Source organism: Bacteroides togonis (assembly GCF_900130135.1).
Classification (GTDB): Bacteria; Bacteroidota; Bacteroidia; order Bacteroidales; family Bacteroidaceae; genus Bacteroides; species Bacteroides pullorum.
In genome coordinates this window covers 3,062,440-3,085,405 of record NZ_LT670820.1, presented here as the reverse complement: position 1 = coordinate 3,085,405, position 22,966 = coordinate 3,062,440, and the positions used below count along the sequence as shown (strand labels likewise).

The 22,966-nt window shown below is 49.0% G+C and carries 19 protein-coding genes; 11 read left to right on the top strand and 8 right to left on the bottom strand.

Going from position 1 to position 22,966, the window contains the following annotated elements:
• Nucleotide 1 precedes the first annotated feature (1 nt).
• Nucleotides 2–1,018, bottom strand: a complete 1,017-nt coding sequence (pta, locus tag BQ8005_RS13040) for a phosphate acetyltransferase (RefSeq protein WP_021846862.1) — start codon at nucleotides 1,016–1,018, stop codon at nucleotides 2–4.
• 269 nt (nucleotides 1,019–1,287) lie between these two features.
• Between pta and BQ8005_RS13035 the strand changes: the two genes are divergently transcribed.
• Genes BQ8005_RS13035 through BQ8005_RS13020 form a run of 4 tightly spaced genes read left to right on the top strand, consistent with a single transcriptional unit; the run spans nucleotide 1,288 to nucleotide 4,326 of the window.
• Nucleotides 1,288–1,626, top strand: coding sequence for a CidA/LrgA family protein (locus BQ8005_RS13035; protein ID WP_021846863.1), 339 nt, complete (start codon nucleotides 1,288–1,290; stop codon nucleotides 1,624–1,626).
• Nucleotides 1,623–2,318, top strand: coding sequence for an LrgB family protein (locus BQ8005_RS13030; RefSeq protein ID WP_075318361.1), 696 nt, complete (start codon nucleotides 1,623–1,625; stop codon nucleotides 2,316–2,318). The genes BQ8005_RS13035 and BQ8005_RS13030 overlap by 4 nt, the downstream gene beginning before the upstream one ends.
• A 54-nt stretch (nucleotides 2,319–2,372) precedes the next feature.
• Nucleotides 2,373–3,290, top strand: a complete 918-nt coding sequence (locus BQ8005_RS13025) for a DUF2156 domain-containing protein (protein WP_021846865.1) — start codon at nucleotides 2,373–2,375, stop codon at nucleotides 3,288–3,290.
• Between the two features lie 7 nt (nucleotides 3,291–3,297).
• Complete coding sequence (locus tag BQ8005_RS13020) at nucleotides 3,298–4,326, top strand: GNAT family N-acetyltransferase (protein WP_075318360.1); 1,029 nt, start codon at nucleotides 3,298–3,300, stop codon at nucleotides 4,324–4,326.
• A gap of 22 nt (nucleotides 4,327–4,348) precedes the next feature.
• On the opposite strand, the gene cdaA is transcribed toward BQ8005_RS13020, so the two are convergent.
• The 3 genes from cdaA to BQ8005_RS13005 all read right to left on the bottom strand — a co-directional run bounded on the left by cdaA (nucleotide 4,349) and on the right by BQ8005_RS13005 (nucleotide 7,110).
• Nucleotides 4,349–5,113 carry a diadenylate cyclase CdaA gene (gene cdaA / locus BQ8005_RS13015; protein ID WP_075318359.1) on the bottom strand — a complete coding sequence of 255 codons (765 nt, stop codon included), beginning with the start codon at nucleotides 5,111–5,113 and terminating at the stop codon, nucleotides 4,349–4,351.
• 35 nt (nucleotides 5,114–5,148) lie between these two features.
• Complete coding sequence (folP, locus tag BQ8005_RS13010) at nucleotides 5,149–6,009, bottom strand: dihydropteroate synthase (protein ID WP_075318358.1); 861 nt, start codon at nucleotides 6,007–6,009, stop codon at nucleotides 5,149–5,151.
• Between the two features lie 255 nt (nucleotides 6,010–6,264).
• The gene (locus BQ8005_RS13005) at nucleotides 6,265–7,110 is read right to left on the bottom strand and encodes a mechanosensitive ion channel family protein (protein WP_075318357.1); all 846 of its coding nucleotides are present in this window, start codon (nucleotides 7,108–7,110) and stop codon (nucleotides 6,265–6,267) included.
• Between the two features lie 192 nt (nucleotides 7,111–7,302).
• Between BQ8005_RS13005 and BQ8005_RS13000 the strand changes: the two genes are divergently transcribed.
• The gene (locus BQ8005_RS13000; RefSeq protein ID WP_075318356.1) at nucleotides 7,303–8,601 is read left to right on the top strand and encodes a UDP-N-acetylmuramoyl-tripeptide--D-alanyl-D-alanine ligase; all 1,299 of its coding nucleotides are present in this window, start codon (nucleotides 7,303–7,305) and stop codon (nucleotides 8,599–8,601) included.
• On the opposite strand, the gene BQ8005_RS12995 is transcribed toward BQ8005_RS13000, so the two are convergent.
• The gene (locus tag BQ8005_RS12995; RefSeq protein WP_075318355.1) at nucleotides 8,596–8,982 is read right to left on the bottom strand and encodes a VanZ family protein; all 387 of its coding nucleotides are present in this window, start codon (nucleotides 8,980–8,982) and stop codon (nucleotides 8,596–8,598) included. The genes BQ8005_RS13000 and BQ8005_RS12995 overlap by 6 nt on opposite strands.
• Nucleotides 8,983–9,085: 103 nt before the next feature.
• On the opposite strand from BQ8005_RS12995, the gene BQ8005_RS12990 reads away from it, so the two are divergent.
• On the top strand, nucleotides 9,086–10,453 hold the full coding sequence (locus BQ8005_RS12990; RefSeq protein ID WP_075318354.1) for a sodium-dependent transporter: 1,368 nt from the start codon (nucleotides 9,086–9,088) through the stop codon (nucleotides 10,451–10,453).
• 12 nt (nucleotides 10,454–10,465) lie between these two features.
• Entirely contained in the window at nucleotides 10,466–11,422 is a 957-nt protein-coding gene (locus BQ8005_RS12985; RefSeq protein WP_075318353.1) for a ComEA family DNA-binding protein, read from the top strand.
• Here the strand turns inward: BQ8005_RS12985 and BQ8005_RS12980 are convergent.
• From BQ8005_RS12980 to BQ8005_RS12970, 3 genes are read right to left on the bottom strand one after another with little or no spacing between them, the layout of a single operon-like run.
• Nucleotides 11,373–12,080, bottom strand: coding sequence for an ABC transporter ATP-binding protein (locus BQ8005_RS12980; RefSeq protein WP_021846874.1), 708 nt, complete (start codon nucleotides 12,078–12,080; stop codon nucleotides 11,373–11,375). The two genes, BQ8005_RS12985 and BQ8005_RS12980, sit on opposite strands and share 50 nt — an antisense overlap.
• 17 nt (nucleotides 12,081–12,097) lie before the next feature.
• Nucleotides 12,098–12,808 (bottom strand): tRNA threonylcarbamoyladenosine dehydratase, encoded by a 711-nt coding sequence (locus BQ8005_RS12975; protein WP_075318352.1) that lies wholly within the window; start codon nucleotides 12,806–12,808, stop codon nucleotides 12,098–12,100.
• Nucleotides 12,808–14,940, bottom strand: coding sequence for a cation:proton antiporter (locus BQ8005_RS12970; protein WP_075318351.1), 2,133 nt, complete (start codon nucleotides 14,938–14,940; stop codon nucleotides 12,808–12,810). Before BQ8005_RS12970 ends, BQ8005_RS12975 begins: the two co-directional genes overlap by 1 nt.
• A 308-nt stretch (nucleotides 14,941–15,248) precedes the next feature.
• On the opposite strand from BQ8005_RS12970, the gene BQ8005_RS12965 reads away from it, so the two are divergent.
• From BQ8005_RS12965 to BQ8005_RS12950, 4 genes are all read left to right on the top strand, one after another.
• Complete coding sequence (locus BQ8005_RS12965; protein ID WP_075318350.1) at nucleotides 15,249–16,256, top strand: aspartate-semialdehyde dehydrogenase; 1,008 nt, start codon at nucleotides 15,249–15,251, stop codon at nucleotides 16,254–16,256.
• Between the two features lie 158 nt (nucleotides 16,257–16,414).
• Nucleotides 16,415–17,263: a hypothetical protein gene (locus tag BQ8005_RS12960; protein WP_075318349.1), complete on the top strand. Its 849-nt coding sequence runs from the start codon at nucleotides 16,415–16,417 to the stop codon at nucleotides 17,261–17,263.
• Between the two features lie 446 nt (nucleotides 17,264–17,709).
• Complete coding sequence (locus tag BQ8005_RS12955; RefSeq protein ID WP_075318348.1) at nucleotides 17,710–21,051, top strand: SusC/RagA family TonB-linked outer membrane protein; 3,342 nt, start codon at nucleotides 17,710–17,712, stop codon at nucleotides 21,049–21,051.
• Nucleotides 21,052–21,069: 18 nt separating this feature from the next.
• A complete protein-coding gene (locus BQ8005_RS12950; protein WP_075318347.1) occupies nucleotides 21,070–22,791 on the top strand; it encodes a RagB/SusD family nutrient uptake outer membrane protein in 1,722 nt (573 codons plus the stop codon).
• The last annotated feature ends 175 nt before the right edge of the window (nucleotides 22,792–22,966 follow it).

Genomic DNA, 22,966 nt, shown 5'->3' with positions numbered 1-22,966 from the left:
ATCATTTATTGGCTTTTGCTGCAATAGCCTGATTGGCTGTAATGGCAATCATACGGTATACATCTTCGATAGAACATCCGCGTGACAGGTCGTTCACCGGACGGGCAATACCCTGAAGGATCGGACCTACAGCATCGGCATGTCCCAAGCGTTGTACCAGCTTATAAGAAATGTTACCTACTTCAAGACTCGGCACAACCAATACGTTGGCATGTCCGGCAATGGACGATCCGGGAGCCTTGCTGGCACCTACTTCGGGAACCAGAGCTGCATCTGCCTGCAATTCGCCGTCAATGGCAATATCAGGAGCCATTTCCTTAGCGATCTTCAAAGCCTCAACAACCTTGTCTACGACTTCATGCTTAGCCGAGCCCTTCGTTGAGAAGCTCAACAAAGCAACTTTCGGATCAAGACCGGCAACAGCGCGTGCAGTACGTGCAGTACATACAGCAATCTGAGCCAATTGTGAAGCATCGGGTACCGGAGTTACAGCAACATCACCCATCACCAGAATACCGTTCTTACCATACTCAGGAGCATGAGTCAACAGCAACATAGCACCAGACACGCATGTAATGCCCGGAGCTGTCTTAATAATCTGCAAAGCAGGACGCAACACGTCGCCTGTTGTATTACGAGCACCCGCCAACTGGCCATCGGCATCACCATTCTTAATGATAAGGCAACCTAAATAGAGCGGATCGAGCACCAGTTTGCGAGCTTCTTCAATGGTCATGCCTTTCTTCTTACGCAGCTCACACAACAGCTGTGCATACTCTTCCTGTTTCGGATGATTGGCAGGATCAATGATAGTAGCTTTACTAATATTGCCTAATCCCCATTCTTTGGCACAAGCATGGATCTCATCAGGATTGCCCAAAAGAATCAGGTCAGCAATTCCGTCTGTCAAAATTTGATTAGCGGCTTTTAAAGTACGTTCTTCAGTACCTTCGGGAAGAACAATGCGTTGGCGATCAGCCTTCGCGCGTTCAAGAATTTCATTAATTAATCTTTGCATGATATATTAAGATTGTGGATTAATAGTCGGTAAAACGTGTTTATCACGCTGCAAAAATACACAATTTTGCAATATCCACATTGCAATTCCGAGAATATTTGCCAGTGGGAATCTAATTATTATAATATTTAACACTACAATCCTTTCCAATACCTTATATCCCTAAACCAACCAGAAGAAAATACAGCAAAAGAGTACACTCTATAAGCAGAATGACTACCTTTGCACCCGTTTTCAATAGAATAACATAAGGTATTAGTTTTTTAGTTATGATTCGTCAATGTGCCATTCTTTTCGGATGTTTGGCTTTGGGTGAACTGATTGTCTGGTTAACAGGCATCAAACTTCCGTCAAGCATCATCGGCATGCTGTTACTTACCCTATTCCTCAAGTTAGGTTGGATCAAATTACATTGGGTACAAGGTATGTCCGACTTTCTGGTTGCTAACCTTGGTTTCTTCTTCGTGCCGCCAGGCGTGGCACTGATGCTGTACTTCAACGTTATTGCGGCTGAATTCTGGCCCATCGTCACCGCCTCGCTCGTCAGCACCCTATTGGTAATAGTAGTCACTGGATGGGTTCACCAATTAACACGTAAAATCAAATGAACTTCCTAGAAAACGAATTTTTCTTGCTGGCCATCACGTTCGGCATCTTTTTCTTCGCCAAGCTGTTGCAGAAAAAGACAGGCATCATGTTGCTTAACCCCATATTGCTAACCATTGCCCTGCTTATCTTGTTTCTGAAAATGACAGGTATCAGTTATGAGACCTATAATCAAGGCGGACATCTCATTGAATTTTGGTTGAAACCTGCCGTTGTAGCTTTAGGAGTCCCCCTCTATCTACAATTGGAAACAATCAAAAAACAACTGCTGCCTATCCTATTATCCCAGCTGGCCGGCTGTATCGTGGGTGTGGTATCTGTCGTATTAATTGCCAAATGGATGGGAGCCTCTGATGAAATCATCTATTCTTTAGCCCCCAAATCTGTCACTACCCCCATTGCGATGGAAGTAACCAAATCGTTGGGCGGTATTCCCTCGCTTACGGCTGCCGTAGTAGTCTGCGTCGGCTTGCTGGGAGGAATATTAGGCTTCAAGACCATGCGACTGACTCATATTGGAAGTCCAATGGCGCAAGGATTGTCTTTGGGAACAGCTGCCCATGCCGTCGGCACCTCAACAGCGATGGAAGTCAGCCGAAAATACGGCGCTTTTGCCAGCTTAGGCCTGACCCTAAACGGCATCTTTACCGCATTATTTACTCCTACAATTTTAAGGCTTCTGGGACTACTTTAGCAAAATCTTCCTATCTTTGTCATTCTAATAACAGGCCCCTTACAACAAACGGTTATGATTGACTTTAAAGATATCACCCCCAAGGACAAAGAATTGATAACCTCCTTTACACAACACAGTTTAAGAAGAAACTGTGATCTGTCATTCTCGAATCTATGCAGCTGGCGTTTTCTATACAACACCCAGTTTGCTGTCCTGAACGGTTATCTGCTACTGAAGTTCTGGGCTGAAGGCGAATTGGTATACATGATGCCTATCGGACAAGGCAACCTGGGTCAAGTGCTGGAGGCTATGATACAAGATGCTCATGAAGAAAAGGCACCTTTTTGCCTGCTAGGTATCTGTACAGACATGTGTGAAGAGCTGGAGGCTTTAATGCCCGGCCGCTTCCTGTTTACAGCCGACCGCGATTATGCAGACTATCTGTATCTGCGTACTGACCTGGCGACATTGGCAGGAAAAAAATTCCAACCCAAGCGCAACCATGTGAATAAATTCAAACGGATGTATCCCAACTACGAATATACTCCCATCACCCCCGACCGCATTCAAGAATGCCTCGAACTGGAAGCCGAATGGTGCAAGGCCAACAACTGCGACCAACATGAAGGAACGGGTAACGAACGGCGGGCACTGGTCTACGCTCTCCACCACTTCGAGGAATTGGGTCTGACAGGAGGTATTCTACACGTAGACGGACGTATCGCAGCTTTTACGTTTGGCATGCCCATCAACCAAGACACCTTCGGCGTACATGTGGAAAAGGCAGATACTCGTATTGAAGGTTCGTACGCCATGATCAATTATGAATTTGCCAATCACATCCCCGAACAATACGTCTACATCAATCGAGAAGAAGACCTAGGCATCGAAGGACTACGTAAGGCCAAGTTATCTTATCAGCCTGCCATTATTCTGGAAAAATACACCGCCTGCCTTCGCGACGAGCCTGTAGAACCTATCAAATGGTAAGCATAGCATCATGAAAGAGAAAGTCAGACAACTATGGGAACGATGCTTCCATGACAGTCCCGCCTTCACTGACTTGTATTTTCGGATGAGATACAGCAATGAGGTTAATATCGCCATCCAAAGCGGCGAATCTGTCATTGCAGCCTTGCAGATGCTTCCCTATCCTATGACTTTCTGTGGAAAAACGATAGACACCTCCTATATATCGGGGGCGTGCACTCATCCTGATTTCCGAGGTAAAGGCGTCATGCGTGAATTGCTGGCCGAGTCCTTTGGACGTATGCACACTCAGGGCGTACTGTTGTCCACGCTCATTCCTGCCGAGCCCTGGCTCTTCGATTACTATACACGTAGTGGATATGCTCCTGTCTTTCATGTGCAGACTGATATCTTCACCAAAGAAACCGATTCCATCCTGACACCCGACTACTCAATTACAATTACAGATAGTTTCGATCCACAACTCTACGCCTGTTTCGAACAAAAGATGCAGCAACGCCCCTGTTGTATCCAGCATACAGCGGAAGATTTCAAAGTGATCCTAGCCGACCTGCAATTGAGCGACGGCCATATCTATCTTCTGCATCCGATGCAACAATACGATGCCACAGCTGCTATGGCTTTCGTTTATCCAGACGGACCAAACGGTCTGCTGGTAGGCGAACTGCTGGCCGACTCGGAAGAAGAAGCCCGCCTTCTGCTTCAGCATATTTGCCAGATGAATGGGCAAACCAACCTGCGTCTGTTTTGTCCTGTTTCCAAAGAAAGGGAAGGGGAAAAGCTGGGTATGGCCCGCATCATCGACGTCCATGCTGTCCTTCAACTCTTCGCCGCCACCCATCCGAACATCGAATGGAATCTTACCATTACAGATGAACAGCTCGACGTGAACAACGGCTATTACTACCTGAACAACGGGCACTGTATGAAAAGTGTCAAACGACTGACGGGCAGCCATCTGGCACTTACGATCTCTGAACTCACCACAAAGATACTGGCTCCCCAGCATCCTTATATGAGCCTGATGCTTAACTAATGGAGAACTAAGTTCACCATTATCAACTATCTTTCGTTAGCAGACGCTCCAGCTCTTCAGCATTCAGACGGAGGTAGAACTGCCCCTTATGAGCCACGGAGATAGCGCCTGTCTCTTCGGACACAATGATGGCGTGTGCGTCGGACACTTGCGAAATACCCATCGCCGCCCGATGGCGCAAGCCCAGCTCCTTAGGGATGTCCAAGTTGTGAGACACAGGTAAAATACAACCAGCCGCCTTGATACGTTGTTTACTGATAACCATCGCTCCATCGTGCAGGGGGCTGTTCTTGAAGAAGATGTTCTCAATGAGCCGCTGGTTGATGTTGGCATCTATCACATCGCCCGTACGCACCACGTCGTCCAGCGGCATGTCGCGCTCGATGACAATCAATGCACCCACTTTTTGCTTGCCCATACTGATACAAGCCATCACGATAGGCATGATGTCTTCGTGCTCCATACTATCTTTCTTATTACCTGTGAAGAAGCGTACCAGCGCACTGGCATGATGGTGCGAGCCAAGCGTCACGAGGAAACGACGGATCTCTTCCTGAAAGAGCACAATCAAGGCCAGCACTCCCACACTGACCAACTTATCAAAGATGGAGCCGAGCAGCTTCATCTCGAGCACCTGCGACACTACCAGCCATATCAAGATGAACACCAGGATACCCGTAAAGATATTGATCGATCCCGATGCCTTCATCAGCTTGTAGCTGTAGTACAGCAGGAAAGCCACCGACAAGATGTCTATAAAGTCTTTTATGCCAAACTCGAAAAACACAATCTATACGATATAAATAATGATAAAACTATATTCTAATCGCCAACTGGCGCCGCCTTCATCGCCTCGACAATCTTCACCGCCTCGACGGCCTGGCGGACGTCGTGCACACGCAGGATGTCGGCCCCCTTCATCAGGGCCAGCGTATGGAGTACAGTCGTGCCGTTCAAGGCCTCCTGAGGTGTCGTGTCCAGCAAGCGGTAGATCATTGACTTGCGCGACACACCCACCAGCAAAGGCAGTTCGAAGAGGCGGAATTCCTCCAAATGGGCCATCAGCTGATAATTATGCTCCAACGTCTTGCCAAAGCCGAAGCCAGGGTCGAGCACGATATCCTTCACACCCAAGTCGCGCAGCTGCTGCACCTTGCGGGCAAAGTACAGGAAAACCTCACGCAACAGGTTGTCGTAGTGAGGATGTTGCTGCATGTTTTGGGGTGTTCCCTGCATATGCATCATGATGTAGGGGACATTCAATTCGGCTACCGTACTGAACATGTCGGCATCCATTTCACCCGCCGCGATGTCGTTGATGATAGCCACGCCATACTCTTCGACACACATCCGCGCCACATCTGCACGAAAGGTATCGACCGACACGATGGCATCGGGAGCCGTGCGGCGCAACACGTCCAACCCCAGGCGCAAACGATTCATCTCCTCCTCGGCCGACACGTGATCGGCGTTGGAACGCGAAGAATAGGCACCCACATCGATGATGGCCGCTCCCTCCTCCAAAATCTGTCGTACGCGAGCTTCTATCTCCCCCTCCGTCTGCATGCGGCTCCCGCTATAGAAGGAGTCGGGCGTCACGTTCAGAATACCCATCACACAAGGCATCGAGAGATCAAGCAGCCGGCCGTTGACATTCAAGTATTTCGTTTGTTCCTGATTCATGGAAATCGTCTTTCTACAATTAATCCCTGCAAATGTAAACAAAAAGAAAGGCACGACCGCAAAATCGTCCCATTATTTTCGGTTTCCCTCTTCCTGCCTCACTAAAATATCTTCTTCCCCAATAAAGCACCGTTTTAAAGGCGTTAAAGCAATGCTTTCCTGGTCGTAAAGCATTGCTTTAAAAAACACGGAGCATGCGGATAGATAACCTCCATCCGAACACTCCGCGCCCATACAGATGCGACAAACTTAGTTTCAATCCTTTGCCTGATGTACTGTGAGTTGTGGGAAGGGGAAGCCGATACCTTCCTTGTTGAAAGTGTCATAGACGAGCTCGTTCACTTCGAACATCACGTCCCAATAGTCTTCCGTCTTCGTCCAGACACGAACCATGACATCCACACTGCTGGCATTCAGTGTCTTCAGCACAATCATCGGGGCAGGTGTAGTCAGGATACGCGGGTCGGCATCAACGATTCGCTGGAGGACGGCACGCACCTTCTGAACGTCTTCACCATACTCCACGCCAAAAACCCACTCCAAACGACGTGTCTCCTGCTTGTTGTAGTTGGTCACGGCATTGCTGCTGAGCGAGCCGTTGGGAATGTAAATCATGCGGTTGTCCGTGGTGGCAATCAGCGTATGGAAAATCTGGATTTCCTTGACCGTACCGCTGCCACCGGGGGCATCGATGTAATCGCCCACCTTGAAAGGCTTGAAGACGAGGATAATCAGTCCGCCCGCAAAGTTGGACAGGTTGCCCGACAGAGCCATACCGATGGCAACACCGGCGGAGGCCAGCAGGGCGGCAAAGCTAGTGGTCTCGACACCCAGCTTGCTGATGATGGCAAAGGCAAGTATCAGGTTCAACACAATCTTCAGCAGGCTGCGCAGGAAGGTCTGCACACTGACTTCCACCTTGCGCTTCACCATCAGGGAAGCAATGAAACGCAGGATGTACTTGATGATGAAGCGGCCGACGATATAGATGACCAGGGCGGCCAGCAGACTCTTGCCTAACTCGATACTATAGTTCAGCAGGCGATCCAGCAAATTCTCCACGCTGATGACAGACGCGGCACTCAATAATGAAAACATCATACTCTACAAATTTATTTGGTTTGACTTCAAAAATGATTATTTCCTGAATTCAGGGCGAATATACGGAAAAAACACATACATAAGTAACACCCAAAAAGGAAAAATGTTTGCGACTAAAATTTTCCTTTCCCTATTCTCGTTTCTTAATTAAAGACTACCTTTGTAGCCGTCAATCACAAAAACAGAAAAGATATGGAAATTTCGACTCTTTACCAGATATTCAACCAATGTAACGGCGTGACGACCGACAGCCGTCATTGCCCCAAAGGCTCCCTCTTCATTGCCCTGAAGGGAGACACATTTAACGGCAACGCCTTTGCCGCCAAGGCATTGGAAAGCGGATGTGCCTACGCCGTCATCGACGAAGCCGAATACCTCGTTCCTGGCGACGACCGCTACCTGCTGACCGACAACTGCCTGCTGACGCTCCAGCGCCTGGCCCGCCATCACCGCCGCCAGCTGGGTACACGCATCATCGGCATCACTGGCACCAACGGCAAGACCACGACCAAGGAACTGATAGCCGCCGTACTGAGCCGTCGCTACCATCTGCTCTACACGGAAGGTAACCTGAACAACCATATCGGCGTGCCCCTCACCCTGCTCCGCCTCAAGCCTGAGCACGAACTGGCCGTCGTCGAGATGGGCGCCAGCCATCCAGGCGACATCCGCGAGCTGGTAGAGATAGCCGAACCCGACATGGGCCTCATCACAAACGTAGGAAAGGCACACCTTGAAGGCTTCGGCTCGTTCGAAGGCGTAATGCGCACCAAGGGCGAACTCTACGACTGGTTGCGCAAGCTGCCCGCTCCTCTCGTCTTCCTGCATGCCGACAACCCCTATCTGATAAAGATGGCCGCAGGCCTGCCGCACGTGACCTACGGCGAAGGAGACACCAACTATATCTGTGGCCAGCTGACCAATTGCTCACCTTTCCTAGCCTTTGCATGGAAAAAACAGGGAGAAACTGAAACGCATCAAGTCCAAACCCAACTGATAGGCAGCTACAACCTGCCCAACGCACTAGCTGCCGTCACCATAGGCACTTATTTCGACGTGGACGCCGCCTTGATTGACCTAGCTCTGACGGAATATGCGCCCCAAAACAACCGCTCGCAACTGAAGCAGACGGCCGACAACACCCTCATCATCGACGCCTACAATGCCAACCCCACCAGCATGATGGCCTCGCTAGCCAACTTCCGACAAATGAAGGTGACTCACAAGGTAGCCATCTTGGGCGACATGCGCGAGCTGGGACAAGACAGCGCAAAGGAACATCAGAAAATTGTGGACTACTTGGAAGAATGCGACTTCGAACGCATTATCCTGGTAGGCAGCCAGTTTGCCGCCACGCGCCACAGCTACGAGACGTATGCCGACGCTCCCGCCCTCATTGAAGCGCTGAAGCAAGAAAAGCCGACAGGAAAAAACATTCTCATCAAGGGGTCCAACGGGATACGACTGAGCACAGTCGTTGACTATTTATAAAGAGGGATGACGCCTCATCCAATACCAGCCAATGAGCGATGACAACGTAGCTCCTGAGGTATTGGCAGCAAAGTCCCACCAGTCTCCACCTCGATAAGTTGTACAATAAGCCTGGAGCAATTCTACCGCCCCACTGAACAATACGGGGCAGAGCCAGGCTCCCAACCACGCGTGCCACATCGGTACGCGTGCTTTTTTATGTGCCCGTATAAACTCCAGCCATAACATACCCGACATTCCAAAGTACATACACACATGCACCACTTTATCGATGCCAGGAATGGATTCCATCTCCGTCTGGGGCGGCTTGAAGAAAGACAAATAGATTACCGTCAAGATAATGAGAAGCGAAACGGGATATTTACGAATGTAATACAGCATATTCAAATATATTTCAATACGAGATGCAAATGTACAGAACATTTTCTATATTTGCGATTTCTTGCAGGTATTAGTAACAAAATGAAAGAAAAAACCACGATTTATGACAAAGAACAACAGAGCAAACTTCGGAAGCAAGCTGGGTGTCATCCTGGCTTCGGCAGGTTCGGCCGTAGGATTGGGCAACATCTGGCGTTTTCCTTTTGAAACGGGCAACCACGGCGGTGCCGCCTTCATCCTGATCTATCTAGGATGTGTTCTTTTCTTCGGCATCCCCATCATGGTAGCTGAATTTTCCATCGGACGACACTCACGGGCCAATACGGCTGGCGCCTATCAGAAGCTAGCGCCCGGCACCCACTGGCGCTGGGTGGGCCGCATGGGTGTGCTGGCAGGTTTCCTGATCCTGGGCTACTATTCGGTAGTGGCAGGCTGGACACTGGAATACATCGTACAGGCAGGCACGAATGCCTTTGCCGGCCAGTCGGCCAACGACTTTATCGCCTCGTTCAACGGTTTCATCGCCCATCCGTGGCGGCCGGCCCTGTGGATGGTGGCTTTCATGCTGATGACCCACTTCATCATTGTGAAAGGTGTAGAAAAAGGTATTGAGAAGTCAGCTAAAATCATGATGCCAATGCTCTTCCTGCTGCTCATCGTACTGGCCGTCTGCTCCGTATCCCTACCAGGTGCGGGGGCAGGCATCGAGTTCCTGCTGAAACCCGACTTCAGCAAGGTGAACGGCAACGTGCTGCTGGGCGCTATGGGACAGGCTTTCTTCTCACTCTCGCTGGGTATGGGATGTCTCTGTACGTATGCTTCCTATTTCCGCAACGATACCAACCTACCCAAGACGGCACTCAACGTGGGATGGATTGATACGATGGTGGCCATCTTGGCTGGTTTCATCATCTTTCCCGCTGCCTTTTCGGTGGGCATCCAACCCGACGCAGGTCCCAGCCTGCTATTCATTACGCTGCCCAACGTCTTCCAGCAGGCCTTCGGCAACCTACCCTGGCTAGCAGTCATCTTGTCTATCATGTTCTACGTGCTTCTTGCCCTGGCCGCACTGACATCGACTATCTCCCTGCACGAGGTGGTGACAGCCTACCTGCACGAGGAGTTCAACCTAACTCGTGGACGGGCCGCCAAGCTGGTGACGGCGGGCTGTACCTTCCTGGGCGTGCTCTGCTCGCTCTCGCTGGGTGTGGGCAAGGAGCTGACCGTCTTCGGCCTAACTCTGTTCGACCTCTTCGACTTCCTGACGGCCAAAATCATGCTCCCATTGGGTGGCTTTTTCATCGCCATCTTCACTGGCTGGTATCTGGATAAACGTATCCTATGGGAAGAGGTAAGCAACAACGGTACTCTGCCAAAAGTAGTCTATCGCATCTGGCTATTCCTACTGAAGTACATAGCTCCGATAGGTATCGGCTTCATTTTCATTAATGAATTGGGACTACTGAAATAAAAAAGGTAATTCATGCGGAAGTGGTTCAATGATTTTTTCTATTACTCCCGAGGGGAAAGACGAGGCATTCTGGTGCTGCTGGGCATCTCCCTCCTCTTTTTCCTGGGAGGAGAGATATACGTTCATTTAAAATCAAAGCAGGTAGACAAATTTGACGACCAATTAAGACAACAACAGGCGATGGAGGAATATAGAGCCTTCAGCGCTTCCATCCGTGAAAAAGAAAAAGAGGAAAAGGAGAGCCGTAAGTCCCACTACACAGCATGGAAAGAGGAAAACGACGTGCCGCCCATACTTGTTCCCTTCAATCCCAACACTGCCGACTCGGCCACCTTCCGCCAGCTGGGGCTCCCTGCCTGGATGGCCCGCAACATCCTGCGTTATCGAGAAAAGGGAGGTGTCTTCCGCCGGGCAGAAGATTTCCGCAAGATATACGGCCTGACAGAAAAACAATACAACACATTACGGCCCTACATCCACATTCCAGCCACAGACAGTACCGACCATCACCCTTCCCTCTTTTTGGCCAAACAGCACAAGGACAGCATCCAACAGGCAAAGCCGCTGAAATACGCACCTGGTACTTTGGTCGACCTAAACCGTGCCGATACCACCGAATTAAAAAAGATTCCTGGCATAGGAAGTGGAATCGCACGTCTCATCAGCGGATATCGCCAGCAGTTAGGTGGTTTCTATAGCCTCAGCCAGCTGGAAGAAATCAATCTCGATTATCGCCAACTGAACGACTGGTTCCGTATCGACACCACCGCCATCCGCCGCATCCCCGTCAACCGCGTCAGCGTGGACCGCCTGCGCCGCCATCCTTACCTCAACTTCTATCAAGCAAAAGCACTAATAGAATACCGCCGCAAGCACGGCCCGCTGAAAAGCCTCAAGCCGTTCGTACTCTATGAAGAATTTACACAAGAGGACCTGGAGAGAATTGGACACTACCTAAGTTTTGAGTAATATTGTCTGCTACGACCTCTCCGTCTTTCAAATGAATGGTGCGGTCGGTGATGGAAGCCAGGCTTTCGTCGTGGGTCACAATGACAAACGTCTGCCCCAGACGGTCGCGCAGGTCGAAGAAAAGCTGATGCAATTCAGCCTTGTTGTGGGTGTCGAGGCTGCCCGATGGCTCATCGGCCAACACAACGGCCGGCCGATTGATAAGAGCGCGCGCCACGGCCACACGCTGCTTCTCGCCGCCCGAAAGCTCGTTGGGCTTGTGCGAGGCACGGTCGGCAAGGCCCATCATCGTCAGCATCTCGAGAGCAGAAGCCTGGGCTTCGTGACGTCCCTGCCCGGCAATGAAGGCAGGTATCATGACATTCTCCAAGGCCGTAAACTCGGGCAGGAGCTGGTGAAACTGAAAGACGAAACCAATGTGGCGGTTGCGGAAAGCGGAAAGCTCGCGCTCCTTCAACCCGTCGACACGTACGCCGTCGATGCAGACCGTACCCGTATCGGGACGGTCGAGCGTACCCATGATTTGAAGCAAGGTCGTCTTGCCAGCACCGCTGGGGCCGACGATGCTCACCACTTCGCCTTTCTGTATCTCAAGGTCGATGCCACGCAACACTTGGAGGCTGCCGAAGCTCTTGGTTATCTGTTCGAGTCGTATCATAACTTCTTTCCTTATTATTATAGCCGGCGGATGACGTACTCCGCCAGGTAGCAGCCGAAGACGGCGGGCATGTAGCTCACCGTGCCGCAAGTCGATTTCTTGTTCTGTTCGTCGTTGGTCAGAAGCACGGCCTTGGGGTCGGCCTGCTCGGTGCTGAAGACGACGGGGAGTTTGTGACGGATGCCCATCTTCTGCAACCGCTTGCGCACGGCCTTGCTCAGGCCGCAATGGTAGGTGTCCCAGATATCGGCAAAGCGTATCTGCGTGATGTCGCTCTTGGCGCCCGCTCCCATGCTGGATACAATCTTGATGCGCCGCCTCAGGGCCTCGGCTATCAGGTGGCATTTGGGGGACAGGGTGTCGATGGCATCGACCACAAAGTCGTAGCGGGCGGCATCGAGCAGCTGGGGGATATTCTCGTCCTTGAGGAAAACGGGCAAGACGGTGAGCTCCACCTCGGGATTGATGTCGCGGAAACGGGCGGCGAGAACTTCGACCTTGGGTTGCCCCAGTGTGGAGTGCAGGGCCGGAAGCTGGCGGTTGATGTTGGTAGGCTGGACGGTGTCAGCATCGACCAGCGTCAGGCGGCCTACCCCCGCACGGCAAAGCATCTCGGCGGCATAGGCTCCCACGCCTCCCACGCCAACGACCAGCACATGGGCCTGGCGCAGGCGTTCACTCTTTTCTTCGCCCAGCAGCAGGCGTGTACGTTGTTTCCAGTCTTCCATCAGTTTTCCTTTTTAAACCATTTATAGAACCACCTGCCCACCTTCTCGTAGTGCTGGCTCTCGTTGCTGCCCTGCGGATTGGAGAACGACAAGGCATCCTGCGGGTCGCCCAGCTGGTCGGGATACAGGACGATGAGGCTGTTGTTCGTGAAGTAGCGGCCCAACTGGCTGGGCAGTTTCTCGAACGAGCTGTCGTAGGAGATGGAGCCGCGGCGGGCGCTGATAACTACCAGCAGGTGATCGTAGTTCACCTGACCGGTCAGGAGCAGCAGGTCTTCCCACTCGTCGAGGCGGGAGAACTCGGTCAGCGTGTCGCTATGTTTCTTTTTGACGAGGCCCTGAAGCAGGTTGCCCGTCTGTTCGTTGGCAAAGAAGTGGACGCGACATCCCAGCGTGGTGCCCATGCGGCAGAAGTGGTCCACCCACTTCTGGAAGCCGGCCTCGTACTCGGCCTTGGGCGGCACGGCCACGATGATGCGCCGCAGGGTATTGATGGGTATCAGGAAGCGGGCCACCATCACCTCGCGATGAAGTCCCTTGAGCAGGCTCTCGGTCAGCATACCGAAGAAGGAATCCACGATGTTCACCTTCCAGTGGAGGCCGATGATGACATCCGTAGCTCCATGCTCCTTGGCCGTGTGGATGATGCCCGCGGCAATGTTCAGGTCGTAGCGGCTGATGCACTTCAGCTCCACACCCGCCGAGGCGGTGATTTTGGCCGCACGCTCCAGGTATCGCTTGCCCTGCTGCTCGAGGGCTTCGGTGCCCGAGTGGTCGTTGATGACGTTCAGAGCCAGCAGGTTGTCCTTCTGTTTGGGGTCTCGGATGACGAGCGACAGGTTCATCAGGTATTCGATGGTATTGGGATTGGCCACAGGTATCAGAATCTTTTCGGGCTCGCGCGAACGGTCTTCTTCGGGATGGGCCTCGCCCATGGCCATCTTGCGCGCCGCCCGCTCGGTGGTAAAGGAGCTGACGATGCAGGTGACGAGGATGAGGAGCACCGTGCCGTTGAGCACGTCTTCGTTGAGCAGACGGCTACCATCGGGCAGGATGATGTTGTAGCCCACCAGCACCGCCGCCAGCGTAGCCGCCGCCTGTGCGTTGCTCAGGCCGAACATCAGCTCGCGTTCGAGGGCCGACATGCGGTATATCTTCTGCGTCAGCCACGAGGCAATCCACTTGCCGCCCAGCGCCACCACAATCATCACACCCGCCACCTTCAGGGCATCACCGCCACCGAAGATGACTTTGACATCAATCAGCATGCCCACGCCTATCAGGAAGTAAGGGATGAACAGCGCATTGCCCACAAACTCCAGATGGCTCATCAGCGGCGACACGTGGGGAATGAGGCGGTTCAGCACCAGACCTACAAGGAAAGCTCCCAGGATGCCTTCCATGCCGATAAGCTCCATCAGCCCCGCGCCGAGGAACACCATGGCCAGGACGAAGATATATTGCATCACATTGTCGTCGTAGCGGCGGAAGAACCAGCGCCCGATGCGCGGCAGGAAATACATGATGAGCATGGCCAGCACCACGAAGCGCACCACCAGCCAAAGCCAGAAGAGGCCGCCCGCCTCGCCCTTGAACACTCCGCTGATGACGGCCAGCACGAGCAACGTCAGCGTATCGGTGACGGCCGTACCGCCCACGGCGATGCTCACACTACGCTGGCGCGAGATGCCGTAACGGATGACGATAGGATAGGCCACCAGCGTATGCGAGGCATACATACTGGCCAGCAGGATAGAAGTGATGAGGCTGTACTTGAGCAAGAGCACATTGGTCACCATACCGATGCTGATGGGAATGATGAAAGCCAGCAAGCCCAACGCCACTGCTTTGCCACGGTTCTTCTTGAAGTCGGCCATATTCATCTCCAGCCCCGCCAGAAACATGATGTAATAAACACCTACCTTGCCAAAAAGCTCGAAACTGCTGTCGCGCACCAGGATGTTGAATCCATGCTCACCGATGGCCAGTCCGGCTAGAATCATACCGATGATGTGGGGGATGCGCAACTTGGTCAGTAGGATGGGCGCAAACAAAATGATGAGCAATACAAGGAGGAAAATCCATGTAGGGTCGGTTATGGGAAGTTCCAAACTGAGGTCTAACCAGTTCATAGGCTTGCGTCATTTTAAATTCTTGTGCAAAAATAGCAAAAAACTTTTCACTTCCTACCACCCGCTCCACCTACTTTCAAGAAAGCACCCTCTTTTCTTTGATGGAAAGCGATGCTTTCCGAAGGCGAAAGCACCGTTTTCCAAGGACGAAAGCAATGTTTTCCGTCACCCGCCGCCAGAAGTCCCTACAAGCAAGGTATGTTTTTATCAAAAAATAAAAACGACTTCTGTGGTTATAATCGCAGAATGTTGTAAATTTGCGCCTTGAATTGACTTTTTTACAAACCACTTAAAACAAAGAAAAAGAAATGAAAGTAGCAATTGTTGGAGCAAGCGGAGCCGTGGGACAAGAATTCCTGCGTGTGCTCGATGAAAGAAATTTCCCGTTGGACGAGTTAGTTTTGTTCGGTTCTAAACGCAGCGCCGGTACCAAATATACCTTCCGCGGCAAACAGATCGAGGTCAAACTCTTGCAGCACAACGATGACTTTAAAGGTGTGGACATCGCTTTCACTTCCGCAGGCGCAGGCACATCGAAAGAGTTCGCCGAGACCATCACCAAATACGGAGCCGTGATGATAGACAACTCCAGCGCCTTCCGCATGGACGCCGACGTACCCCTGGTAGTGCCCGAAGTCAACGCCGCCGACGCCAAGGACCGTCCGCGCGGCATCATCGCCAACCCCAACTGCACCACCATCCAGATGGTCGTTGCCCTGAAAGCCATCGAACAGCTTTCGCACATCAAGACCGTACACGTAGCCACCTATCAAGCAGCCAGCGGTGCCGGAGCCGCCGCCATGGACGAGCTGTACACCCAATACCGCCAGGTACTGGCCGGCGAACCTGTCACCGTCGAGAAATTCGCCTACCAACTGGCCTTCAACCTCATCCCTCAGATTGATGTCTTCACCGACAACGGCTATACGAAGGAAGAGATGAAGATGTACAACGAAACGCGCAAAATCATGCACTCCGACGTCAAGGTAAGCGCCACCTGCGTCCGCGTGCCCGCCCTGCGCTCCCACTCCGAGAGCATCTGGGTGGAAACCGAACGCCCCATCTCCGTCGAAGAGGCTCGCGAAGTTTTCGGCAAGGGCGAAGGACTGGTGCTGATGGACAACCCCGCCGAAAAGGAATACCCTATGCCGCTCTTCTTGGCCGGCAAGGATCCCGTCTACGTAGGCCGCATCCGCAAGGACCTGACCAACGATTGCGGACTGACCTTCTGGATTGTAGGCGACCAAATCAAGAAGGGAGCCGCCCTGAATGCCGTTCAGATTGCTGAATACCTAATTAAAGAGAAAGCCCTTTAAGAGAAATCGCAATAGTTCAAAAGCTCCCGGCTTTTCCTCACGAAGAAGCTGGGAGTTTTTTAGTTTGAATCCCTATAATTGAAAAGAAACCTTTAAAAAGGAATAGGAATATCTAAAAAAAACTATATATTTGTACGTAAATCTAAAACGACCATACCATGAAATTAATAGCTGAAAGCGGTTCAACTCGGACAGAGTGGGTTTTAGTCGAGGATAACAACTTGATACAAAGAGCCTTTACTGAAGGCCTCAACCCTTTCTTCCAGACCCGACGCGAGATCAGCCGAAGCGTACGACTGGGACTGCCTGAGCTATTTTTCAAGAAAAAATTGGAGCAGGTATATTTTTACGGAGCCGGATGTTCCTCCCATGAAAAGAAAAACATATTGGGTGCATCACTTGTAGCCCAATTTAAGACCCCCATCCAAGTAGAAAGCGACCTGTTGGCTGCTGCCCGAGGCCTCTTCAAGTGTGAAGCAGGCATAGCATGCATTCTTGGAACAGGCTCTAATTCATGTTTCTATGATGGAAAAATCATTGCCAAAAACGTCAAAGCGGGTGGCTACATCTTGGGAGATGAGGGCAGTGGAGCCGTTATGGGCAAGCACTTTCTGTCCGACGTATTAAAAGGCCTTGCTCCCAAAGACATCACGAATGATTTCTACGACAAGTTCCGCATCAACGCCAACGAAGTAATGGAGTCTGTTTACAACCGTCCCTTCCCAAACCGCTTTCTAGCCACTGTTTCTTATTTCTTAGCAGACTATCTGAATGAAGACTACGTCTACAACCTCATTACCAGCAATCTACGCAGCTTCTTTACACGCAATGTCTGCCAATACGACTATCAAAACTACCCTGTCCGCTTTGTTGGCTCGCTTGCCCACTATTATGCCGAGTTGTTACGTGAAACAGCCAAAGAATTTGGTATCGACCTAAAAACAATAGAAGAAACTTCCATCAACGGTCTGATAGAATACCATGCAATGAATAGAGAAGAGGTATAATACAATACCCCCACACGACAAATCCCTATAAGAGAGCTATTTTCTACAACACCATACCCACATCTGTCTATCAAGATATTCACAATTTTACAGGTCAGGAAACATATCTGTCTATTGTTTAAAAAACACAAAAACATATATCCGATACTTAAATAAGGCAAGAATAATGTTTCATTTTAAAAAAAATAAAATACCTTTGTTGAGACACAAAAGAAAATGTGAACCCATATTATAAACATTTTCCGATTTAGAAACAATTATTAACAAGTTAACCCTTAAAAACAATGTGCCTATGAATATAAATAAGAGGACTTTTTACAAATCAACCTGATTCGTTCAATATCAGGAACAGCACTTATTCACAGGACAGGCAAGCAATTATCCGCCATTTTGGAATACAACCTTGTCAGACCCTTATTACCAACCAACTTAAAATCCTTTCTTTTATGAATGAAGATCACAAACAAACGAGATTTACCTACAGAGGTAAACTTCTCACTGCAGCAGCCATATGTGGCACACTGCTCTTCGGCAATGGACAAATCTATGCCATCCCTACCATTCCAAGCCAAAACTTAGGAATTACAGAACAAATGCAAACAATAACCGTAAACGGCTTGGTAACTGACCACAACGGAGAACCTATTATTGGCGCAAATGTTCTGGAAAAAGGAACCAGCAACGGTAGCCTGACAGACATAAACGGAAAATTCACCTTGAACGTACAACAGGGAGCCATCCTGCAAATATCATTCATCGGGTACAAATCACAAGAAATCAAAGTTCAACAAAGCACCATCAAAGTCATACTTGCGGAAGACAATGAAATGTTGGACGAAGTTGTGGTCGTAGGTTACGGTTCACAAAAGAAAGTCAATGTAACAGGTGCTGTTTCTACAGTAGATGTAAATAAAGCATTGGAAGCCAAGCCCCAAATGGATGTAACCAAAGCTTTACAAGGTGTAGTTCCCGGCTTGACTATTCTGAATACACAAGGAGGTATTAATGAGCAGCCGAGTATGACAATTCGTGGTGTAGGTACACTGAGTAATAGCGAAACCAGTAACCCCTTGATTATCGTCGATGGTGTACCTTTGGATGACCTTTCGCTCATCAATCCACAAGACATTGCTAGCGTTTCCGTTCTAAAAGACGCTGCCTCTACCTCCATATACGGCTCGCGCGCAGCTTTTGGTGTGGTATTAATCACAACCAAACAAGGTACTAAAAAAGATAAATTTACGATTAACTACTCTAACAATTTTGCATGGAGCACTCCAAGCATTTTGCCTGACTATGCAGACGTACCATCCCAATTAAGAGCTTTAATTGAGGTCAACGAACGTAATGGTACAGATCCCGAATTATTTGGTATGTATTTGGACAAGATGCTCCCCTATGCCGAAGCCTGGCAAGAACAACACGGCCATAAAAAAGCTGGATATCGTGAAATGCAGCCCTTCCAAAGTATGGATAATGTAGGAGACTATTACTTGGATCCTACAACAGGTACTGCCATGTTCTATGCTGATTGGGATGTCGTAGGCATTATGTATCAAAATTGGGCCCCCTCACAAAGTCATAACGTAAATGTACAGGGTACCAGCGGGAAAACAACCTACTATCTATCTGTTGGTTATGACAAGAAAGAAGGACAACTCAACTTTAATCCAGACCAACTGAAACGTTACAATGTAAACGCAAATATCACCTCTGACGTAACCGACTGGTTACAAATTGGTGGTAGATTCAATTTCACAGATCGCACTTATACAGAACCGAATACACGTCGTACTCCCTATCAATATATGTGGAGATGGGGAAGTTTCTTTGAACCATTGGGTACCATTAACGGTACAGACTTGCGCAATACCATTATGTATCTGAAGCAAGCTGGTGACACAGAAACCTCTACCAACTATGTCCGCATGACAGGTTTTGCAAAAGCAAAACTAGCTAAAGGCTTGACCGTGAACGCAGACTATACTTATAACGTAAAAAATCTTTTCCAAGATATGGTAGGCCTGCCGGTTTCAGGATATAATACATGGGGTAATATGTCTGCTCCAACAGATATTCAAACCGACTCTTATCTGCAGCAACAAAGCGAAAAGACTACTTCTTATGCTTTTAACCTTTATGCCAATTATGAATTTACCTTGGCCAATAAACATAACTTTAACATTATGATCGGTGGTAATGCAGAAGGAGAAGAATACTATTGGCATCGTTCTAAGAGAGAAGGCTTACTGAATCCAGATCAGCCCGAATTCAATCTGTCCAATGGAACACAAACGGTTAGCGGACGTCATATCCACTCTGCTACAGCAGGTTACTTCGGCCGAATCAATTACAACTGGAATGAAATCTGGTTATTGGAATTGAACGGCCGCCTCGACGGTTCTTCATCTTTCCCCTCCAGTGACCGCTGGGCTTTCTTCCCGTCAGGTTCATTAGGTTACCGTTTCAGCCAAGAAGGTTACTTCGACAATCTGCGTAATATCATCAGCAATGGTAAGCTTCGTGCTTCTTTCGGAGAAATCGGTAATGAAGCTGTCGGCGAAGACATGTTTATCTCAACCATCAATTCATTAAGCGATAGATATTGGCTGGGAAGTGACGGAACTTTTGTAAACATGTATGATACTCCATCGTTGGTATCCAGCACATTGACATGGGAACGTATCCGCACCTTTGATATCGGTTTGGATTTAGGTTTCATGAACAACGAACTGAATGTATCATTTGACTGGTATCAACGCAAGACATTGGATATGTTGGCTCCAGGTGTAACTCTGCCCGACATGTTGGGAACAACCGAGCCCTATACCAACGCAGGCTCACTCCGCACACGCGGTTGGGAATTGAACGTCAGCTGGAACAAGCGATTTGGTGACTTTACTGTATACGCAAACGGAAACCTTTCTGACTATAAAACAGTCGTAACTAACTGGAATAACCCAAGTGGTATCCTAAGCGATTACTTTAGCGGTAAGGTATATGGAGATATATATGGTTTTGAGACTGATCGTTATTTCACAAAAGACGACTTCACTTACGATGCCAACGGCAATCGTACAGGTTATGCACAAGGCGTAGCTAATCAAGATGGTCTTGTCAGTGGAGGTACATTTGAATATGGTCCCGGCGATATTAAATTCAAAGACTTAAACGGAGATGGAGTCATCGATGGCGGAAACGGTACTAAAGATGACATGGGTGACCTGAAAGTTATTGGTAACTCTACTCCTCGCTTCCAATATGGATTCCGCCTGGGAGGCTCATGGAAAGGTATTGACCTCGACATGTATTTCCAAGGTGTAGGCAAATGGGATCAGTGGTCAACAGGTGCATTCGTAATGCCATTCTCACGTGGTGCTGATGGTATCTACGCCAACCAAATGGATTACTGGACAGAAGAAAACACTGATGCTTTTTACCCACGTTTATATCCAGGCAACGGAAGTGGCGGAACAGTTTCTGGCATCGCAGATGGAAAGAACAACTTCTATCCTCAAAGTAAATATTTGATCGACCGTTCATACCTGCGTTTCAAGAACTTAACAGTAGGTTATACCCTGCCACAAGAATGGACTAAAAAATGTTTCATGCAGAAAGCACGTATCTATTTCACTGCTGAAAATCTTTGTGAGTTGATTAACAACAGTTATGCACCAGTAGACCCTGAAATCGATGCCAGCGATACGGGCAGCAACAGTAATGGTGTATGGGGACGTGTAGCACCGATCACACGTACCATCTCATTCGGACTCCAAGTAACATTCTAAACTTTAAAGACAAGAATCATGAAAAAGAAAACATTTTTATATAGTGCACTATTGCTTGGTTCGCTTTCATTGTCAAGCTGTACTGACATGCTCGATAAAGAACCACTCGACAAATTTACAGATAGTCCTTTATTCTGGAATAATCCATCCAGCGTAGAAGGTTATGCGGCTACTTTCTATAATCTGTTCACAGGTTATGGTAATAGTGGTGGAAGTGGAGATTTCTATTTTACTTCTCTCAGTGACGATCAAATAGGTGCTGGATTCAAAAATTGGAAATACATCAATGTTCCTGCTTCGGACAGTAACTGGTCATCTACTTGGGATGAAATACGTCGTGCCAATGCCATGATCAGCTCCTTGACTACTCAAGCAACAGACATGGATGAGGCTACAAAAAACCATTGGATAGGTGTAGCACGCCTGATGCGTGGCTGGCAATATTGGGATTTGGTTCGTAAGTTCGGAGACTGTACATGGCTCGATCATGTACCTGACACAAACGATCCGTTACTGTATGCCGCGCGCGAGGATCGTGATGAAATCATGGACAAGGTTTTAGAGGACTTGAATTTTGCCTGCAGCAACATCGAAGATGTCAACTCCCAAACAACATGGTCACGCAACATGGCTAACGCCTTAAAATCCCAAATCTGCTTGTGGGAAGGTACTTTCCGCAAATATCGCACACAAGAAGAAAATGGGAAACCTGCTGATTTAGAAGGAGCCAATCGGTTCTTACAAGCTTGCGTAGAAGCCTGCGAACAAATCATGCCAGACTATACACTGGGTTCAGATATAGCCAGTTATCGTGCTATCTACAATTCTGAGACATTGTCAGGAAACTCCGAAATTATTTTCTACAAAGAATACAAGAAAGATTATTTCGGACACTCCACTATTAATTACACTTGTAGCAGTACTCAGATGGACGGTATCTCAAAAGATGCTTTCGACTCCTTCTTGTTCTTGGATGGAAAGACTGCAGCCAACACATCATATGACAATACTGATGCAGGTATCATGAAATTGTCAGCCAGCGATGGTGCTCAACATCTGAATATCCAAAACCTGTTAGAAGTACGCGACAAGCGTTTAGGTCAGATAATCGACTCTGTACTTTGTTACCAAGGCCATGCATGGCAACGCATTGCAGGCGGTATAGCCATGACAGCTTCCAGCGGTTATGGAATCTGCAAATTCGATAATGTAAACATTGATCCAACTTATCGTGAAACAGGTGGCAAGAACTACACATCAGCTCCACTCTATTGGTTGTCTGTAATTTACCTAGATTATGCCGAGGCAAAGGCTGAGTTAGGTACTATTACAAACGATGATCTGAACAAGACTATCAACAAACTGAAGAGTCGTGCTGGCCTTCCCTCTATCACGGTCGACGTTGCCGACGCAGGCGATAACGATATGGGTGTAAGCCCTCTGATTTGGGAAATCCGTCGTGAACGCCGTTGCGAACTGATGCTCGACAATGATTTCCGTTATTGGGACCTCATCCGCTGGCATCAACTTGACAAGTTGGATACCAGCAAGAACCCAGATATTCGCTTGGGAGCCAACTATGTAAACGATCCAGAATGCGGATTGACACTGGATGGAAACTATGTAGACGGATATGGAAACAATGAACGTGTTTACGACAAAAAACATTACCTCTACCCGATACCTAGTGGACAAATTACCCTCAATCCAAACTTAGAACAAAATATTGGCTGGAAATAAGTGAACAGATAGTCAAAAGAACCCTACTGTACCAGCTACAGCGGGGTTCTTTTCTTACTATTTCCAATCTAACGTTACCTTAAACGAACCATTACCAACCTGTAAAATGATTGAATATGTATTCCTGACATAAGAATAATTCCTATCTTTGTAGAATGTGAAACAAAAAACAATC

Excerpts from the sequence above, each read along its gene's own strand:
- BQ8005_RS12965 (WP_075318350.1), top strand. The coding sequence starts at position 15,249 with ATGAAAGTAGCAATTGTTGGAGCAAGCGGAGCCGTGGGACAAGAATTC.
- BQ8005_RS13025 (WP_021846865.1), top strand. The coding sequence starts at position 2,373 with ATGATTGACTTTAAAGATATCACCCCCAAGGACAAAGAATTGATAACC.
- BQ8005_RS12985 (WP_075318353.1), top strand. The coding sequence starts at position 10,466 with ATGCGGAAGTGGTTCAATGATTTTTTCTATTACTCCCGAGGGGAAAGA.
- BQ8005_RS12980 (WP_021846874.1), bottom strand. The coding sequence starts at position 12,080 with ATGATACGACTCGAACAGATAACCAAGAGCTTCGGCAGCCTCCAAGTG.
- BQ8005_RS12970 (WP_075318351.1), bottom strand. The coding sequence starts at position 14,940 with ATGAACTGGTTAGACCTCAGTTTGGAACTTCCCATAACCGACCCTACA.
- BQ8005_RS12955 (WP_075318348.1), top strand. The coding sequence starts at position 17,710 with ATGAATGAAGATCACAAACAAACGAGATTTACCTACAGAGGTAAACTT.
- BQ8005_RS13035 (WP_021846863.1), top strand. The coding sequence starts at position 1,288 with ATGATTCGTCAATGTGCCATTCTTTTCGGATGTTTGGCTTTGGGTGAA.
- BQ8005_RS12960 (WP_075318349.1), top strand. The coding sequence starts at position 16,415 with ATGAAATTAATAGCTGAAAGCGGTTCAACTCGGACAGAGTGGGTTTTA.
- BQ8005_RS12990 (WP_075318354.1), top strand. The coding sequence starts at position 9,086 with ATGACAAAGAACAACAGAGCAAACTTCGGAAGCAAGCTGGGTGTCATC.
- BQ8005_RS13000 (WP_075318356.1), top strand. The coding sequence starts at position 7,303 with ATGGAAATTTCGACTCTTTACCAGATATTCAACCAATGTAACGGCGTG.
- BQ8005_RS13030 (WP_075318361.1), top strand. The coding sequence starts at position 1,623 with ATGAACTTCCTAGAAAACGAATTTTTCTTGCTGGCCATCACGTTCGGC.
- BQ8005_RS13005 (WP_075318357.1), bottom strand. The coding sequence starts at position 7,110 with ATGATGTTTTCATTATTGAGTGCCGCGTCTGTCATCAGCGTGGAGAAT.
- folP (WP_075318358.1), bottom strand. The coding sequence starts at position 6,009 with ATGAATCAGGAACAAACGAAATACTTGAATGTCAACGGCCGGCTGCTT.
- pta (WP_021846862.1), bottom strand. The coding sequence starts at position 1,018 with ATGCAAAGATTAATTAATGAAATTCTTGAACGCGCGAAGGCTGATCGC.
- BQ8005_RS12975 (WP_075318352.1), bottom strand. The coding sequence starts at position 12,808 with ATGGAAGACTGGAAACAACGTACACGCCTGCTGCTGGGCGAAGAAAAG.
- BQ8005_RS12950 (WP_075318347.1), top strand. The coding sequence starts at position 21,070 with ATGAAAAAGAAAACATTTTTATATAGTGCACTATTGCTTGGTTCGCTT.
- BQ8005_RS12995 (WP_075318355.1), bottom strand. The coding sequence starts at position 8,982 with ATGCTGTATTACATTCGTAAATATCCCGTTTCGCTTCTCATTATCTTG.